At 67.3% G+C, this 16,838-nt stretch carries 18 protein-coding genes; 3 read left to right on the plus strand and 15 right to left on the minus strand.

Annotation, left to right across the window (positions count from 1 at the left end):
• Window positions 1-56 precede the first annotated feature (56 nt).
• The 7 genes from ACGFYQ_RS26530 to ACGFYQ_RS26560 form a co-directional block, all read right to left on the minus strand.
• Window positions 57-2,216, minus strand: coding sequence for a cell division protein FtsK (locus tag ACGFYQ_RS26530; RefSeq protein WP_393747956.1), 2,160 nt, complete (start codon window positions 2,214-2,216; stop codon window positions 57-59).
• Between the two features lie 74 nt (window positions 2,217-2,290).
• Window positions 2,291-2,635, minus strand: coding sequence for an RRQRL motif-containing zinc-binding protein (locus ACGFYQ_RS26535; RefSeq protein ID WP_393747958.1), 345 nt, complete (start codon window positions 2,633-2,635; stop codon window positions 2,291-2,293).
• Window positions 2,635-3,741, minus strand: coding sequence for a conjugal transfer protein (locus tag ACGFYQ_RS26540; protein WP_393747960.1), 1,107 nt, complete (start codon window positions 3,739-3,741; stop codon window positions 2,635-2,637). The genes ACGFYQ_RS26535 and ACGFYQ_RS26540 overlap by 1 nt, the downstream gene beginning before the upstream one ends.
• Window positions 3,741-4,385, minus strand: coding sequence for a GGDEF domain-containing protein (locus ACGFYQ_RS26545; RefSeq protein WP_393747962.1), 645 nt, complete (start codon window positions 4,383-4,385; stop codon window positions 3,741-3,743). The genes ACGFYQ_RS26540 and ACGFYQ_RS26545 overlap by 1 nt, the downstream gene beginning before the upstream one ends.
• Window positions 4,382-4,702, minus strand: coding sequence for a hypothetical protein (locus ACGFYQ_RS26550; protein WP_393747964.1), 321 nt, complete (start codon window positions 4,700-4,702; stop codon window positions 4,382-4,384). The genes ACGFYQ_RS26545 and ACGFYQ_RS26550 overlap by 4 nt, the downstream gene beginning before the upstream one ends.
• Before the next feature lie 77 nt (window positions 4,703-4,779).
• Window positions 4,780-5,250: a transcriptional regulator gene (locus ACGFYQ_RS26555; RefSeq protein WP_393747966.1), complete on the minus strand. Its 471-nt coding sequence runs from the start codon at window positions 5,248-5,250 to the stop codon at window positions 4,780-4,782.
• 93 nt (window positions 5,251-5,343) lie between these two features.
• On the minus strand, window positions 5,344-5,493 hold the full coding sequence (locus ACGFYQ_RS26560) for a hypothetical protein (protein WP_393747968.1): 150 nt from the start codon (window positions 5,491-5,493) through the stop codon (window positions 5,344-5,346).
• A 248-nt stretch (window positions 5,494-5,741) separates the two neighbouring features.
• On the opposite strand from ACGFYQ_RS26560, the gene ACGFYQ_RS26565 reads away from it, so the two are divergent.
• Window positions 5,742-6,488 (plus strand): helix-turn-helix domain-containing protein, encoded by a 747-nt coding sequence (locus ACGFYQ_RS26565; RefSeq protein WP_393747970.1) that lies wholly within the window; start codon window positions 5,742-5,744, stop codon window positions 6,486-6,488.
• On the plus strand, window positions 6,485-6,955 hold the full coding sequence (locus ACGFYQ_RS26570) for an NUDIX domain-containing protein (protein ID WP_393747972.1): 471 nt from the start codon (window positions 6,485-6,487) through the stop codon (window positions 6,953-6,955). The genes ACGFYQ_RS26565 and ACGFYQ_RS26570 overlap by 4 nt, the downstream gene beginning before the upstream one ends.
• On the opposite strand, the gene ACGFYQ_RS26575 is transcribed toward ACGFYQ_RS26570, so the two are convergent.
• Window positions 6,948-7,511 (minus strand): HD domain-containing protein, encoded by a 564-nt coding sequence (locus ACGFYQ_RS26575; RefSeq protein ID WP_393747974.1) that lies wholly within the window; start codon window positions 7,509-7,511, stop codon window positions 6,948-6,950. The genes ACGFYQ_RS26570 and ACGFYQ_RS26575 overlap by 8 nt on opposite strands.
• A 27-nt stretch (window positions 7,512-7,538) precedes the next feature.
• Window positions 7,539-7,976: a GntR family transcriptional regulator gene (locus ACGFYQ_RS26580; RefSeq protein WP_393747976.1), complete on the minus strand. Its 438-nt coding sequence runs from the start codon at window positions 7,974-7,976 to the stop codon at window positions 7,539-7,541.
• A gap of 495 nt (window positions 7,977-8,471) precedes the next feature.
• Between ACGFYQ_RS26580 and ACGFYQ_RS26585 the strand changes: the two genes are divergently transcribed.
• Window positions 8,472-8,954, plus strand: coding sequence for a hypothetical protein (locus ACGFYQ_RS26585; protein ID WP_393747978.1), 483 nt, complete (start codon window positions 8,472-8,474; stop codon window positions 8,952-8,954).
• Window positions 8,955-9,185: 231 nt separating this feature from the next.
• Here ACGFYQ_RS26585 and ACGFYQ_RS26590 read toward each other — a convergent pair whose 3' ends face one another.
• The 6 genes from ACGFYQ_RS26590 to mycP form a co-directional block, all read right to left on the minus strand.
• The gene (locus tag ACGFYQ_RS26590) at window positions 9,186-10,604 is read right to left on the minus strand and encodes a deoxyguanosinetriphosphate triphosphohydrolase family protein (RefSeq protein WP_393747980.1); all 1,419 of its coding nucleotides are present in this window, start codon (window positions 10,602-10,604) and stop codon (window positions 9,186-9,188) included.
• Between the two features lie 946 nt (window positions 10,605-11,550).
• Window positions 11,551-12,009, minus strand: a complete 459-nt coding sequence (locus ACGFYQ_RS26595) for a hypothetical protein (protein WP_393747982.1) — start codon at window positions 12,007-12,009, stop codon at window positions 11,551-11,553.
• 310 nt (window positions 12,010-12,319) lie between these two features.
• Window positions 12,320-12,865 carry a hypothetical protein gene (locus ACGFYQ_RS26600; protein ID WP_393747984.1) on the minus strand — a complete coding sequence of 182 codons (546 nt, stop codon included), beginning with the start codon at window positions 12,863-12,865 and terminating at the stop codon, window positions 12,320-12,322.
• Entirely contained in the window at window positions 12,865-15,180 is a 2,316-nt protein-coding gene (locus tag ACGFYQ_RS26605; RefSeq protein WP_393747986.1) for a hypothetical protein, read from the minus strand. The genes ACGFYQ_RS26600 and ACGFYQ_RS26605 overlap by 1 nt, the downstream gene beginning before the upstream one ends.
• A gap of 8 nt (window positions 15,181-15,188) precedes the next feature.
• Window positions 15,189-15,620 carry a hypothetical protein gene (locus ACGFYQ_RS26610; RefSeq protein ID WP_393747988.1) on the minus strand — a complete coding sequence of 144 codons (432 nt, stop codon included), beginning with the start codon at window positions 15,618-15,620 and terminating at the stop codon, window positions 15,189-15,191.
• Between the two features lie 49 nt (window positions 15,621-15,669).
• The gene (mycP, locus tag ACGFYQ_RS26615) at window positions 15,670-16,818 is read right to left on the minus strand and encodes a type VII secretion-associated serine protease mycosin (RefSeq protein ID WP_393747990.1); all 1,149 of its coding nucleotides are present in this window, start codon (window positions 16,816-16,818) and stop codon (window positions 15,670-15,672) included.
• Window positions 16,819-16,838 lie beyond the last annotated feature (20 nt).

A 16,838-nucleotide genomic window follows, 5' to 3' on the forward strand; every position in this document is an offset into this window, starting at 1 on the left:
CTAGCGGGGGTGCTAGACCTAGCAGCGCGGGCTGCTAGGTCTAGCAGCGGTGCGAGTCAGCTCCCGGACCGCCTGCCATCACGGAGGGTGATGGCTTTGGTGATGTCGGCTCGGACGACGCCGCGGCGGGTGGTGCCCTTGCCGGAGGCGGTGGAGCCCCATACGTCCTGGACGGTGACGCCGTGCGGCTTGAGGTTCGAGGTGACCGTCTCGCCCTTCCAGCCGCCGTAGACCTCGGGGCGCAGGGCCGCGAGGCGGGCCGCGACCTTCTCGTTCCAGACCTTCTCCTCATCGGCCGGCACGACCTTGAGGACGTCGGCCAGCAGATCGAAGGAGGCCTCCCCGCTCTCGGGTTCCTGGCCGATGGCGTGGCCGGTGACGTTGCCGTACTCCTCGCGCATCCGGCGGGCCCGGACGACGACCTGTTCGGCTCCGAGCGCGTCCACGAACGCGGAGGCGACGATGCGCGGGTCGTCTCCTTCACCGGCCATCCAGCAGATGCCGCGGTCGGTGCGGGAGAACATCGTGGCCCGGTACCCGGCCTTGTACATCGAGGTCCCCAGCACCATGTCGTTGGCGGGCTGGCCCATGACCTTGAGGCAGAACCGCAGCACCGCGTTCGCGGAGATGCCGGTGGGCAGCGACTTGGCATCGGGACGCTGGGTGCCGAACAACGTCACCATGCCCAGGGCCGGACCGCGCTTGCCGAGGTCGGTGCAGATCTCCTCGATCTCCGCGCCGTACTTGTCGTGCTCGAAGGGAACCTGGCACTCATCGAACGCGGCCACGATCGGGTGCAGGCCGAGGCTCTTGTCGTTGGCCAGGTCCGGGGTCACCTTCGACTCCGGGCAGCGCGAGCGGGGCAGGGACTTGATGACCTTGGCCCGGCGGCGCAGCTCCTGGCGCAGCTCCCGCAGCGATTCGAGGACGTAGAGGATGTCCTCGTCATCGTCCCCGGCCCGGTAGCGGTGGCAGACCGGCTCCAGCGCTCCGAAGTCGCCGGTGCCCTTGAAGTCGAACGCGTACAGCTGGGCGCGCGGGTCCAGGGCCGCGATGAGCAGGAACAGGCGCATCAGGAACGTCTTTCCCATGCGCGGGATGGAGCCGACGACCACGGAGGCGAACATGAGGGTCACGGCGACGTCGCCCATGCGCTGGTCGTTGCCGAAGACGACCGGCTTGAACAGGTCCACGCTGCCCGACTTCAGCAGCGGCCAGGCGGGCTTCTTGGTCTCGTTCATGGGCTTGTCGCCCACCCACAGGATCAGTCGGCCCTCGTGCTCTTCGGGGTCGGAGGACGGCCACACGGAGCCGACCTTGCGGCGCAGGCCGGAGGCGAGCGGCTTGCGGGCCTCCATGATGTCCTCGGGGGTGACACCCCAGGGGAGGTCCAGGTCGGCACGGTAGCCGGGCCCGTCCCGGGTGATCTCCGAGGTGAAGCGGAGACCGTTCATGTCGCCGCCCTTCTTGATGGCGGCCGACAGCTTCGCGTTGCCGATGTTGTCCAGCGCCCGGAGCACGATCGCCCCGGTCAGCTTCTGGATCTCCGTCTTCAGCACGGCGGGCCCGATCACGGGCTGGTCCTGGGGCGTGCCCCAGAACCCGGCGGTGAGCACGGCGGCCGAGGCCAGCACGGCGAGCCAGCCGGGGGCCATGACGTACATGGTCAGCGCGAAGCCGGTACCGAAGATGAGCGCCACGGCAGTGACCAGCGTCCGCAGCCGTACCCGGCTGTCGCGCTGCCGCGACAGCTTCAGGTACTCAGCGGTGTTCTCCTTGTAGACCTCATAGGCCCGCAGCGGGGCTGCCTCGGCGTCCCACACCCAGCGGTTGGTGTCCCGCACCAGCCGGGCGGCTCCGCGCGGGGCGTGCAGGCCGAGCTGCAGCGCGTACCAAGGAGTGCGGATCCCGTGGAAGACGGTCGCGTAGAACGCGTTGCTCGCGGCGCGCTGGGTGGTGGAGACGAACCCCGGCTTCGACTTCAGCCAGGTCGGGATGATCGGCAGCCGCTTGTAGGTGGTGACACCCGGGGACGGCAGGTCCGGGGAGTCGACCGGCCGCGGCCGCGGCGACTCCTCTTCGCCGTCGTCCGGGTCCGCCGGCGGGTCGGCCGGTGCCGGGGCAGGGTTGGTGGGGCGCTTGGTCGTGATGTCGAAGACTTCGGCGCCGGGGCGCTCCAGGTCTTCGCTCTGGCCGGTGACGTGGACATCAGACACGGTGGGTCTGCTCCCTCATGGCGAGTGGGGTGGAAGGGCCCCGGACGGCGAGGTGTCCGGGCCCGCTGTGCAGGTCAGGCGACGCGCTGTTCTTCGGGGTAGTCGCAGGGCACGCACCTGCCGAGCGATGCCGGGATGACGTAGCCCGCATCCGCACGGCAGGCGGGGCAGGTCCGGCGGGCGGTGTTCGCCTTGGCGAGTGCAGCGGCCCTGGCCGGGGTCATCGGCCGGACCGGCTTGGCCAGGTCGACGCGGTACAGGTAGGCGGTCAGCGGGTCCCGCCGGTAGCGGGGCCGCTCCAGCTGGGCGACGACGTCCTGACCTCCGGGGCGCAGGCCGGCCGCGCGGAGCTGACGGCGGGTGGCCAGCCCGTCCGGAGCCAGGCGCCACGGATAGACGGGTATGCCGTGGCCGGGCATCAGGCGGCCGCCTCTTCAGCCTCGGCGTCCGGGCTGGAGCGCTCGGCCTTGAGCGTGTCCCGCAGGGTCCGCCCGTTGGCCGAAGACGTACGGACGGCCTTGCGGATCGCCTCAGCGGTCAGTTCGTCAACCGTCCAGTCGGCCGTGACCGACCGTGCCTCGGCGAGGAGTTCGTCCGGTGTGCGGGTCGGTCGGGGCGTGCGGGCCGACTTCGGTACCCGACCGGTTGCCCGGCGCGGAGCCGACTCGACAGCAGCAACTGCCTTCACTGGAACCGACGGGCGAGCCTCTACCAGGTCGACTGCCGCAACCGGCTCGGTCTGCGCGGCCGCCTCGATGGCGGGTACCGGGTCGGCCGACTCGGGGGCGGCAAGTCCGGCCGCCCCAGTCGGGGCCACGGTGGCCGACTCGTGCAGGTCAGACCCCAACCGATTTACGGTGATCTCCACCGCTTCCTCCTCTTTTGCGGAGGGGGTGAACATGGCGGCAAGGGCGGCGTCCGCACCGCTGGTGAGCCGGTCGCGCTGTACGTTCAGGAGTCGGGCGCCCAGCGACGCGTCCCCCAGCCCGACCTTCCGGGCCAGCCGCCACGACGTCTGGTCGGACCACTTCCGAACCAGCGACCACGGGTGGTTCGCGGCGCGGGCGCGGTGGTAGGCAAGGGAGCGCACCACGGCGGCGGCTTTTGCTTCGGCTTCGGCGTCGCGGCCGTCCTGGTGGACGACGATCCGCCGGGCGAGGAACGCCATGCCTTCCGCAGCAACGCACATGCCCATAGGCGTCACGGCGTAAATCACAATGCGGCCCGGGTCGCTGGCAGCCATCGCGGCCATCACCGAAGCGGCAGCGGGCAGCGCCCACAAGCCGATCCGGATGATCGCCGGGGAGGACTGGCCCAGCATCGTCAGCCCGAGCAGCACCAGCGCGAGAACCGCCGTCGCGCCCTCGCCTGCCGCCACCGCACCCAGCGCTGTACCCGAGCCGTAGGCACGGCTGATGTTGCTGAACGTCCCTGCCCCACCGGCGACACCGGTGGCGAGCATGGGCACGAACGCGGCTGTCAGCACGACCTTCTGCACCATGGTCAGTGACTTGCGGGTCGCCATCACGCAGCCTCCCCACGGGTGCCGCGGCGGCCGTCACGGCGGCCGTTGACCGTGCTCATCGCGGGTACGGTCAGCCGGTGCGCGATACGCCAGCCTCCGCCGCGCTGCTTGGCCTTGTACATCTGCTCATCGGCCCGGCGCAGCAGGGTGGACAGGTCACCCGTGCCGGTGCCGAAGTAGGCAGCGCCGATCGAGGTGCGGACCTCGATCCGGCGGCCGTCGTACGCCACCGGCCGGTCCAGTCGGCCGGTCAGGAGGAACAGGTCCACGCGCAGCTTGTCGATCCCGTAGCCGGGGACGATGGCGGCGAACTCGTCCCCGCCGAGTCGTCCGGCGACGCCGGCGTGTTCTTCGGCCCACCGGCCCAGACGCTGCCCGGTCGCGTGGATGACTGCGTCCCCGGCCGCGTGGCCGAGGGTGTCGTTGATCTCCTTGAACCGGTTGAGGTCCAGGACGAGAACGGCACGTTGGCACTTCTGGGCCAGGCTCTTGCGGGCCCGCTCCTCGAATGGGTCCCGCGTCCACAACCCGGTCAGCGGGTCACGGCGGGCGGCCTCGATCCGGCGACGCATCCACAGGCTGTGAACCGACCAGCCCGACATCAGGGGAAGCGCTGCGGACAGCGCCGTCATAGTGTGGCTCATGCCGCTTCCCCCGTCCGGATGGCGCGGCCGGCGTCGCAGGCAGCGGCACGAAGGAAGGGAACGGTGCGGGTGAGCGCGTCGGCGTAGAGCGCGTCCCAAGCGGCGATCTCGTCGCCGCCCTCGCCAAGCTCAGCCAGCTCCGCGATGACCTCACGCGCCACCGCCTCACGAGCGGCTCGTTCCTGGGCCGTCTCCGGGCCCAGCGGGCCGCGGAACAGGTCGCGGTCGAGCCCGAGGGGCAGTTCATCGAAGCCGAGCGCCAGTTCTCCGAACTCGGCGGGGTTAGCGATCTCGCGGTTACCGATGTACGAACGCATGCGGTTTCTCCTGATGAGCGAAGGGAGTCAGGGCGCCTCGGTCTGTGGTGAGAGGCAGCGCCCCGGACTGAAAGAGGTCAAGCGGTGGTGATGAGGAGGGCGGCGACCAGCAGCCACAGGTGGTGGAAGGACTGGTCGAGCGCGTAGGAGCCGGTGCCGAGGTGAGCCGCGGGCTTGCCCTCGGCGGTGACCGGGTGCACCGGATGGGCCCCGGTGCCCAGTGCGTAGAAGTCCGCCAGCCCGAGGGCCTTGGCGAGTCGGGCCAGGGTGCTGCGGCGGTCCGCCCACCAGTGCGACACCGCGTCCACTCCCAGTCCGGCCACCAGGCCGAGAACGGAGAGGTCCAGGCCCAGCAGGACCGCGACGGGCAGGAGTAACGCGAGCTTGGTGGCGGTCAGCGAGGCTACGTGGCGGGCATTGGCCAGGCGGCCGGTCCAGCCCGGCTTGCCCTTGTCGGCCGACTGTCGAGAGGTCTGCACCCAGTGGTCACCCACGCTGTGCGCGACGTACAGGGCGACGAACACGGCGGCGAACGTTGCAGCGTCCATGAGCACTCCTTGATGTCGAAGGGACTGCCAGGGCGGTCGCGGTCTTGTGGTGAGAGGCGACCGCCCCGGCGGTACGGCGTGAAGTTCCAGCAGTCAGCGGTTGCGCTTGTGAGCCGCGTTCAGCTCGGCGGCAGCGTCCTTGCACTTGCCGGAGGCGATCCGGTCGTAGACCTTCTGGCTCTTCGCGACGGCCTCGGCCGAGGTCAGGCCAGCGGGCTTGCTCTGCGACTTCTTGCCGAACATGCGAACTCCTGATGTAGGCGTGGACCCAGCCGCACGCATCGCCGAAGCGATACATGCTTGAACATGTACCTCACATTGGCCCGCTCGATCAGGGCTGTCAAGCCCTTCGTGATTTCCGAGCCGTTGTGGTGTGCCATCAGACTGCCGCCCGAGGCAGGGACGAAGTCACCACGTCCCTGGACGACTTGGGACGTCCTCGATACCGTTCCGTGGGGCGAGTACGTCCCTGGACGTCCCTGGGGGATGAGATGGCCAACGAGCGGTTACGGTCCGCCATGCTGTCGAACGGCGTGACGGTGGATGCCATGGCGGAGCACGTCGGGGTGGACCCGAAGACCGTCGAGCGATGGATCACGCAAGGGCGTGCTCCGTACCGACGGCACCGACTCACCATCGCCGCCCACCTGCGGGAAGACGAGGCGTACCTGTGGCCTGATGGGCTGCCGGACGGGCAGCGAAAGGACGCGGCTGACGCCGAAGTCCTGAAGGTGTACCCGCATCGGTCGTATGTCCCAGCAGACCTCTGGCTACAGCTATTTGGCAGGGCTGAGCGAGAGATCGGCATCCTGGTTCATGCTGGCGTGTTCCTGGCAGAGAACCCGCGCTGGACGCAGTTGCTCAAACTGAAGGCGTCCTCGGGCGTCTGTGCCCGGATCCTTCTCGGTGATCCGCAGAGCCCGGAGATCCAGCGCCGCGGCGAGGAAGAAGAGATCGGGGAAGGCGTCGCATACAAGGTGCGGGAAGTGATGAAGCTCTACCGCCCGCTCTACGGCGTACCCGGCATCGAGTTCCGCCTGCACCGGTCGACCCTTCACAACTCGCTGTACCGATCCGACGACGAGTGGCTGGTCAACACCCAGGTCTACGGAGTCAGCGCTCCCATGGCTCCGGTACTACACCTCAGGAAGGTGACCGGCGCCGAGCTGGTCACCACCTACCAGCAAAGCTTCGAGAAGGTCTGGAGCGAGGCCGTCTCCATCGAAGGGCAGGCATGAGCCGCACCGACTACTTCAACGATCCCTCCGCGCCCAAGGCCAACAACATCGTGCCGGCGGTGACCGCCTTCGTGGTCAACGACGCAGACGAGATCCTCCTGGAACGCCGCTCGGACAACGGGCGGTGGGGCATGCCCGGAGGCGTCCAGGAGATCGGCGAAAACATCGCCGGAACTGTCGCACGAGAGGTCTTGGAGGAGACAGGGATCTCGGTCGAGGTGGTCGGCCTGGTCGGCATCTTCACCGACCCCGGACACGTCATCGCGTTCTCGGATGGTGAGGTCCGCCAAGAGTTCTCGCTCTGCTTCCGGGCCCGGCCCATCAGCGGCGAGATCAAGGTCAGCTCGGAGTCGTTCGAGGTCCGGTGGGTTCCTCGCGCCGAGGTCGATTCACTCGACATGTCACCCACGACAAGGCTCCGTCTCGAAGAGGGCTTCCGCGGATCGCCCATCCCTCGGATCAGCTGATCTTCTCCTGCGTGACCTCGGCCCGGCGCTGCTGCACGCGCTCCACGCGACTCAGCAGCTCGGGCCGGGCAGCCGAGACCGCACGGAAGACGACGTGCTCGGCCCCGTACCGGTCCAGCACCTCTACCAACCGTTTGGCAGGGTCGACCAGCTGACCTGTGGGGCTGCTGGTCAGGTCGCAGTAGGTGATCGCATCCACCAACTCGTCTTCCGCAGGCCCGAACTCGCTGAGGGCCTCGGACAGCCCCAGTTCGGCGGCCTCCCACGGGGAGGACGTGTGGAAGGCGACGATGCTGCACAGACGCGGATCGGCCCCGACCACATCGCGGAGGTACCGGGCGCCATCGATCATGTGCTGGCCCGTGTCCATGGCCTCCCGGGCATAGCCGACGTCGTGCGCGATGGCTGCCGCTGCCAGGAGTTCCGCGTCTCTCCCTAGGGCTGACGCCAAGGCCAAGGCCTGCGAATACACCCGCTGAGAGTGGGCCCACCGATCCGGGAGGCTTTCGGCGAGCAGCGACTCGGCTAGGTCGTGCGCCCACTTGGCCAGCTTCACAGTGCGTGCCCTCCGAGGCGTCTCGATTCAAGAGGTCGGGCTGACGAAGCGCCCAACGCCGTGCTGCGCTCTGACATACCCAGCCGTCTCCAGTTCACGTACAGCGCGCCGTACGGTCCCCCGGGACACTCCGTAGGTCTCCGCCAACGCTGCCTCACTGGGGAGCCGCGCGCCGGCAGGGAGAACGCCCTCTTGGATGCGCTTCTGGAGGTCCGTCATGATCTGCTCATACGGCGCCGGCCGCCCCACCTCGGCGACCTGCCGCCCGACCCCCGCAACGGTCGCAATCTCCCCCGACTTCTCAAGGGCGCGCAGCGCCCGCCGGACCGTGGTTCGGGCTACCCCGAACTCCCGCCCGATCTCAGCTTCGGAGGGCAGGCCGTCGGCATAGGCCCCCTCGGCGATCCGCGCGCGCAGAGCCTCCGAGATCACGAGATAGGTCCCGCGCGGACTGGGTTCGGACACATTGCTCCTTCGACAGCCGGATACACACAACTCCTCAAGCCTCCCATGTACACCAGGAAGTCATGAGCCCCGGCCCGCGTTGCAGGTCGCCTTCCGTACGTGCCCCAACGAACATCCGAGGTGCCATGAACGGCACAGCTTCGGAGGCCCCATGCGTCTCATGTGTTTGGGCAGGTCAGGAGGACATCGCCCCTCCGCAAGGGGTTCGCGTTTACGAACAGACCAAGAGGCTGACGGCGACCTTGCGCCCGCCACCTGCATCGCTGCCCCCTGCGTGCGCTCTCGTGGTTCCCCGAAGGCTCCGTCAGCTTCGATGGTGCGGAAGGTTTGCCTCTGACAGTGCCACGAGTACGAGGGGGGAACGGTATGGGGGAAGCGAATTCAGGATCGGAGTGGGCGCTCCGGACGTTCGGGGATCTGGCCGCGCCGCTCGCGAGCTTGATACCTCAGTGCATAGTGCGGGCTCATGAGCGAGCGAGGAACGGCCACCAAGGGGTGCACACGCAGACCCTTGAGGCGTACGGGCATGGCCTGCACGCCGTCCAGTACGAGGAGCTGGCCACTGGCCTTGCTCATGTTCCCGGCACCAAGACCATTCGCCTCCAGGCGCGAAGTGTGGTGATGGTCGCGGAACGGGTTCTCTATCCGATCCGCTATGCGAAGACGGACGTTCCCGTGACTGCGGCACGACTCCGTAGCAGGGTGGGATTACGCGCCGATCTGATCCGTCGGCATGGTCCAGAGCCCCTTCAGGGAGAACTGGACCTAGGGCTGGAAGAGCTGTATGCGCGGGAGTTCCACAGCGACCTGGACCAGCTCGGCCCAGACACACGCGTTGTGCTCCTGGCTTACGCCTGCGCGATGGACCGCGGTGTGATGCGTCTGGAATGGGGAGAGGCAGAAGTCCAGGCCGACCGCTACCTGCTCTGGCACCACCACAATGCACTGCCCCTGCCAGGCGAACGCCGCTCGGCTTAAGGAGAGACCGCGGCGCTGCTACCTGGGGCCGCGCGAGGGTCCATCCGGACACCCATCAAGACCAGCTGGGGGTGTTGTCACGCTGGGCCAGGACTGCCACGCACCGCCGACGTCCATTTGTGAGTTCGATCGTAGATTGGCGCGCCCTCTGATGCACCGGCCCTCCTCCTAGTCACCGCTGAATGAGGCGAGCAAGGAGGGCAGCGGCACCAGCTGCGAGGTTCCTAGTCTTCAAAACCAGCCACCAAACAAAGACCCGCGATATGTACCTGTGATTCGCTCGTACATGTCGAGCGCCTGGTCCTCAGTGAGCGTGCAAATATAATCCATCACGGCTCGCGCGTTTTGTGCCTCTTTGCTACCCATGATGCCACCCATAGATGCCTGATCTTCCTCCATTGAATCAGCAATCTCTTTTAGTGGCGCGGGGATCCTCAAGCTCGCATTCCTTTGAGACTCAACGAGCCAATCGGTGAGCATGCGGTAGAGCCCTTCGACAAGTCGCCGCTGCCCCTCCTGTAGGGCCCCAAGGGCAGGGCTCTCGATCACATAGAACCATGTGAGTTCTTTTAGTGCTTCAACCTCATACTGAACCGAGTTCGCGATCTTTACATATGGGGGATCGGGCAACACCGTGACGGCCTCAACGCAACGCTGTATCAATCCAGACACGAAATTGTGTATTCTGTAGCGATCTTCTCGTGTTCCACCAAACGCATTCTTGAGATCATATTCACGTATCACCGAATACGCGGCCGCGAACTTGCCAGAATCGAAGCGAGGCAAAGAATTCCCCAACCGCTTTCCCGCGTGAGCGAGAATCTCACCCCTATCCCGTTCCGGGTTATGCAAGGGAATCAATCCAGCTCGGAAGTAATCATCCAAGTCGTGAGTGGCGAAACCTACGTCGTCAGCCCAATCCATGATGACAGCATTGATACTCCTTACCTCACCAGCGCTCCTCCGGCGAGCGAACTCGACTTCTTTCGCTTCTGTCGTGTACGCACCCCATTTAACTCCGTAGCCTCGGTCAGTCCAGTCAGGGCGAGCGTCCTTATCCTCGGCGTCCATAGCTGCGCGCAGGCGTGGATACTTCAAGACCCCGTTGAGGGTTTCTCGGGTTAGATCCAATCCAGGGCCTGGAGGCCGGAGACGAACCGACAATTTAGTTACGATTCTGAGCGACTGCGCATTACCCTCAAAACCTCCGCATACATCCTTGGTCAGGCTGTCGAGTACTCTCTCCGCAATGTGGCCGAAGGGTGGATGTCCTAGGTCATGGGCCAGACCTGCTGCCTCCACTATGTCTGGACTCAGCGAAACGGAGTTAGCCCAGTCATCGCCGTAGTTGCGCTGCAGGCGTTGCGCAATCCTGCGGCCGATTTGTGCGACCTTTAGGCTGTGGGTAAGTCTATTGTGCAAGAGGCGCCGCTCATTCACCGCCGAAGTCTGCGTAACTCCGGCCAGCCTTCGAAACGCGGAAGAGTACAGCACGCGATCCCTGTCTTGCTCATATCGAGTCCGCCCCCATGCTCCCTGCGCATCTTCCCCTTTTCCTTCATAGGCTCGGTCGGTTGCATTCCAAGGCTCGGAATCATACAAGCGCCGCATCTCGCGCCCCTCAATCACGACTGTAAGCAGTACGGACATGGGAGGGTTCTGGGGAGGATTCATCTTAAGCGAGGGATGGCAACACCCGCTTACAGGATCTGGCACTGTTCAGCATACGTCGATTGCCTGTAGTGCGCTCTCGAAGGGTCGAGCGCTATCCAGTTCTCGGCCGTCACACTAGCTCGTGGGTGATGGAGCGGCTTGGGCCGGTGTTCTGCCCGAACTGAGGTCGAGCAGGGGCCGTACGCTGGTGGCCAACTCGGTCAGGTCTTTGGGCCTGACTGCAATGTGATCGAGTGGCCCCCTGGTCCTGCTCGACCCCAGCCCGGGGAGTTGGCTGCAGCCGCGGGGCCGACGGCCCCAGCCACAGCGGGGTTCACCCCATCTCGCCCTCGCCTTGGCGTGCGGCCGGCCGACGGAGCGGAGCGGAGCGAAGACAGGAGCGTCGGCCCGGACGACGGGCCGCGCGTCGCCGTGCCGTGCGCGGCGGAAGCGCCTTGATCGGGCAAAGAAGCCCTCATCGCTCATCCACGCCGCCTGGTCGAAGAGGAGGTTCCCAACCGCGGGACCGTTTGGCTGCGGGTGTTCGTCAGGTCAGTAACGTGCCATGCCACATCCGCGGATGCCCTCCGGAGACATGTGCCTGAAGCTCGCCTGCACGGCCAGCCACGGCTTCGCCCTCATCAGGGACAGCCACAAGGACGAGGAGTCCGCGGCCTTCGTGCACCCCGACTTCGCTCCGTCTCAGTTTCCGTCTCGTTCCTCGACGTACGCACCAGTCCGGGCGTGTTCGTGGAGCCCTTAACCACCTTGTGCCCGTACGAGGATGAACAGCACTGAACACCTGCGGATCCGGCTCTGACCAGCCAAGACAATCCTGCAAAGCGAGTTACGCCGGTTCGATTCCGGTCACGGCTTCGCGGCGGGCCGCTCAGGGGCAGGCGCTCCCCTGGGCGGCCTTCGCCATGTCCGGCGCGCGCTCCGCCTAGCCGGCCGGAAGCTCCCGCACGGTCAGCTTGTCCGGCAGACCGCCGTTGTCCCGGCAGCCGAGCTCCTTGGCCAGCGCAACCGAGGCCGCGTGGGCGAGTGCCAGGTTGGCCTCGCGGTACTTGGCGGCGTCCCCCTGGGGAAACGTCCGGTTCCAGGCCCTCACCGCCAGAACGGCCGGAGTGGCCCCGTCCGCACCGGGCAGCTTGGGGCTGATGCAGTCGACGTACACGACAGCCTTGTCCGCGTCGGCCCAGGCCCCGCGCCCCAGCGCGTACCGCGCGGTCCCGGGGCCGGTGTGCGAGGCGTCCGCGACGGCGGGCCGCACCCGCTCGGCGGTCACGGTCAGGTCGGCGATGCCCGCCTCCGGGCCCTTCTGGACGGAGCAGACGCGCTGCTCCCGCCACGCACCGTCGTCCACCGGCTCCGCGGCCAGCTTCCCCGCCGCGTCCCGCACGCTCTCCCCGTCCGTCGACGTGGCGAACCTCTCGACCCCCAGCGTCGCCCGGAGCGCTGCGCCCGCATCACCGGCGAACAGCCCGTGGCACACCTTCCCGGGCGGCCACGTCCGGCTCGCCCTTCTTCCCCCCGTCGTCCCCGCCCCCGCCCCCGCACGCGGTGAGCACGAGCGCCGCCGCCACCCCCACAGCCACTGCTCCCCGCCGTGCGAGGCCCGTCTTCTCACTCCGGGTCATGGCCCTGCTGGTCCTCTCGGTCGGCGCCCGTCCCATAGCCGATCAGAGCGGCCTTCGCGTGGTGTCCGTTCGTCAAGGGGCGCAGTTCAGCTGCTTGCGAGTGGAGTCCTGCAGGTCCTTCATCAGCTGGGTGTCCAGTGCTCTGACCTTCGCGCTGTCCAGGTCCGACGGATTGTGGCTGATCTCCAGTTCGAGCTCGAAGCCCTCCGTGGGCGTCTTGCAGGTGTAGAGGAGCGTTGCGCCGAAGTCCCACACGAGGCCCTTGCGCCCGAAGTCCAGCTTGTCGGGATGCAGCGGGTCGAAGGACTGCCAGAACGCGTCACTGCCCAGCGGCTTGCGCGAGACCTGGGCTGTCAGCAATGTCGCCCCGTCCAGCTGAACACGGCAGGTGATCTTCTTTAGATCGGCCGAGAGCGAGAAAGCATCCCGGGTGTCTTCCGTGATCTTCCTTCCGCTGCCCAGCAGGGGAGCCACGTCCTTCCCGGCGAATGCCCCCCAGCACAGACGGGCCGGTGCCTCGGGAGCACCGGCTTTCTCCGGCTCTGCCGAACAGCCGGCCAGCAAGGCGCCGACCGCCACCACGGCGGCGACGGCTCGCAACGAACTCGCCACGGCCATCAGGACGGCCCCTTCGAGCTGTCCACCAGGCCGCGGCCGACCGAGTGGGCAACCGAGGACCCCCTGGACGCCGTACCAGCGAGCGTGTCGATGTCCCTCTGGGACAGACCCGAGCCGATGGCAGCGCTCCGGACTGCGTCATCGGCCGCCTTGCTGACGCTGCGGTCCGCCTTCGAGTACATCTCGGCCACGGCCTTCTCGGTGTCGGCGGCTTTCTCCTTACCCTTGTCCTTCGCCTCGTCGACGAAGTACTCGGTGACGTCCTCCTGGACCCATTCGACGATGTCGCCGGCCACCGGCACCAGTTCCAGGTACTTTCCCCCGGCAGCAGTGATGCCGCGGTTGATCCACTTCGCCCCGTCCTCGACGCCCTTCACATACTCCTCGTTCGTGTGGGCGGTCTCGGCGTGCATGTTCTGCGCGCGGGCCTCCGTCATCATGCCCGCGATCTGGCCACCGGGCTGTACGGCGTTCTCCACCGCGTCCCCCAGCAGGGTGTACTCGCCATGGTGCTGGACGACGTCGTTGACCAGGACGGCCGTGAACGCCTGGTTGGCATTGGTGATCGCACCGTAGGCCTCGGGATCCTGAGCGACCGCCCCGAGGAAGCGGGACACCGTCGCCTCGTCGAATTCGGCCATCGTCCCATTGACCTTGATCTGGTTCCCGCCGTTCTCGGCGGCCGCCTGGAGGTCCGGGATGTATTCCGCCGCCATGTTGCCAAAGTGCCCGGCCAGCGGGCCCAGCCTCGGCTTCTTGTCCTCGTCGTCCGGGTCCTGCGCCACCAGGGACGGGTCGTCGCCGACCTTTTCGACGACGCGTTCCATGATCGCCGCCATTTCCTTGGTGTGCGGCACCGGCTTCGCGTCCTCGTCGCCCGCCGCGCGGCCGCTGACCGCCGTCTCCAACGCGGAGCCGAGGGCCTCCTGGGCCGGGCCCGCTTCGCCGTAGGGGTGGTCGGGCGTCCGGTCGAAGGCGTCGGCCCAGGACTCCTTGTCCAGCATGTAGTCGACCATGCCCCGGGGCTTGCCGTGCTCTCCGTCCACCACCTTGTCGGCCAAGGTGACGATGCCGTCGCCGTTGCTGTCCTGGCGGACCGGCTCGGTGAAGAAGGCCGTCGCCGCGTCCGGGTTGTGGGACATCGCGTCCATCAGGCCCGTCAGCGGGTAGAAGCCCCGGCTGCCGTCCTTGCCCTGGCTGAGCACCGTCTTCGGGTCGTACGGGGACCCGTGCTCCCAGGCCTTCGGGTTCTCACGGTCGAACGCGACCATGTCGCGGCCGACCGAGGTCAGGAAGTCCTTGTCGTACTTGCCCTCGTGGAGCAGCGCGCCCAGCGCCTGGTAACCGTAGATCTTGCTGGTCAGATCGCCGGTGACCTGCATCTCCTTGCGGCCGGCCTTCATCAGGTCGGTTGTCCACGTCGCATCCAGGTGGTTCGGCGAGCTCGTCTGCGTGGCGAGCCCGAGCATCGCGCCCATGTCGTTCTGGATGTTGCCGACCATCGCCAGGCGGTCCTTGCCCGCCTCGCCCAGGGTCGACGCGTCGATGGACAGCTTGGCGTACGCCTCGAGCGTGCCTTCGGGCCCGAGCTTGCGGTAGAAGTCCGTCGAGAAGTCGGCCTCGTTGCGGTTGTCGTCGAGCAGGTCCTCCAGCTCGCGCAGCGCCTCGGGGTTGCGGGCCACTCCGCCCTGCTCCTTGCTGAGCTTCTTCATCAGCTCGGCCGCCCGGTCGGCCTGTTCGCCGTCCAGGGTGGTGTACTTCGGCGCGGTGAAGTTGTGGTCGTCCGAGACGTTGGCGCGCAGTGCGCGGGCCAGGGAGTCGTCGGCGTCCGCGCAGTCCTCGACGAGCCGGTCCACCCTCGCCTGCCAGGCCTTGCGGTTCTCCTCCTGCTTGCGCTTGAACTCGGGGTAGTCCGGGTCGTGCCGGGCCGCGTACTCGGTCTTCGGGTCCATCGGAACGGCCGAGACCTTGCCGGCCGCGTCCACGCGGAACCCGGCGGCCGGGGCCTCCTCGTCGACAGCCTTCTTCAGCGCGTCACGGGCCGTCTTGATGGTGGTGTGGCCGTCGGTGAGGAGCTGGTGGATGCCCTTGGCTTCCTTGGCGGCGTCCTCGAACTCCTTGGCCGTCTTGTCGACGAACCCCCGGGCCACCCCTGCGGTGACCCCGCTCCACTCGGCCTTGTCGGACTTCGCCTTCATACCGTTGCGCGCCGCCTCGGCCATCTCGTCCAGCTTGCCGACGAGCGCCTTCCAGTCGGTGGCAGCCGTCTGGAGCTTGTCCAGCGGGGCGTTCATCACGTTCTCGTACGTCAGCATGCGGGCGCCTACTTGAGGTATGTGTCGAGCGCGGACGTGGTGAAGTCGGCGTGGAGCTGCTGCTCGTCCTTGGCGTGGGAGGAGAGCGAGTAGTTCAGCCCGTTGGAGATGTTGGCGCAGGCGGCCAGGAGGGTCTTCACCTGGCTCTCCCAGGTGGTGTTGGCCTTGAGCAGCGCCGCCCCGCTGGCGAAGCCCTCTTTGGTGAGGGCGCCCGCGGCCTCGGTGGTGGAGGTGGAGGCGTGCTTGCCGTCGGTCAGCAGGCGGGTGTGCAGCTTGTACGCCTCGGAGCCGATGGCACCGATGTGGTCCTGGTTGAGATCGAGGTCGCCGCCACCGCCGCCACCGCCGCCACCGGGTTCTACGGGGACCTGGTTGAGCCGCATGGAGACATTGGCGGCGGCCGTGGCGCGTGCCGCCGACCATTCCTCGTCGAACGACATCGCGTGAACTCCCGAGTCAGGTCGGACAGATCAGGTCAGGTCAGGTCAGTCATCGGTTGCGGCGCACCACGACTACGGTCACGGCTCCGCCGATCAGCACGCAGGCTCCCAGACCGAGGGCGATCCAAGGAAGGGAACTGCCGCTCTTCTTCTCCTCCGCCCGGGGCGCGGGCTTGGACGCCGCGGCGTCGGGGGCCTTGCCGTCGGGGGAGGCCGAGGGCTTCTTGGCGGCGTCCGCCGCCGCCAGGTCGGGCAGCGGGTACACGTCGGCCGGGCCGGGGTCGCCGGGGGTGGGAATCGCGATCCGGGGCCGGACGACGCCGTAGCCGACGTAGTCGTTGCGCTGGGAGCCGTCGGTCGGCTTGCCGGCGGTGTTCAGGAGGACGCGGAGTACCTGGTTGTTGGTCCAGTCGGGGTGCGCGGACCAGAGCAGGGCGGCGGAGGCGGAGGCGAGGGCGGTGGCGTCACTGGTTCCGTGGCTCGTGCAGAGACCGGTCTTGCCTGAGCAGCCCGTGACGATGTCGATACCCGGGGCAGCCAGGTCCACCTGGGGTCCGTGCGCCGATTCCTTCGTGGCCTCGCCGTTGGCGCTCACCGCGGAAACACCCACAACCCCGGGTGTCGCAGCAGGGTAGGCGACCTCGTTGAGCGTGTCGCCGTCATTTCCAACGGCAGCGAAGATCAGCTTGCCCTTCGAGAGCGCATACTTCACGGCTTCAGCCCGCTCCCGGTCCCTCTCCGGCGCGGTAGGCAGACCCATGGAAATATTGATGATCTTGGCATCGGAGTCTGCCGCGTACCGGATGGCTGCAGCCCACGATGGGGTGGCCGATTCCGTCTCGTGGGGTACACGGATCGGAAGAATCTTCGCACCGGGGGCAAGTCCAAAGGCACCGTCACCGCTCGGGTGCTTTCCACTACCGGCGATCAGTGCGGCCATGGTGGTGCCATGACTGCTGATGTCGGTGCGTTCGTCGCCCTTGGTGCCTTCCGGTTCGAAGTCCTTGCCGGAGAGGACCTGCCCTTCGAGTTCCGGGATGCGGTTGATACCACTGTCGATCACCGCAACGGTGACCCCTTTACCAGTGCTGATCTTCCAGATGTCATCGGCCTTCATCGCGTCGAGATGCCACTGCTGCGATCGAATGGTCTCCGCGTGGGCCGGGGTCGCGGCGACCCCGGCCAGCAGCAGACCCACCAGGGCCGAGGTCGCCTTAC

The sequence above is a fragment of the Streptomyces sp. NPDC048258 genome (assembly GCF_043201995.1).
Lineage (GTDB): Bacteria > Actinomycetota > Actinomycetes > Streptomycetales > Streptomycetaceae > Streptomyces.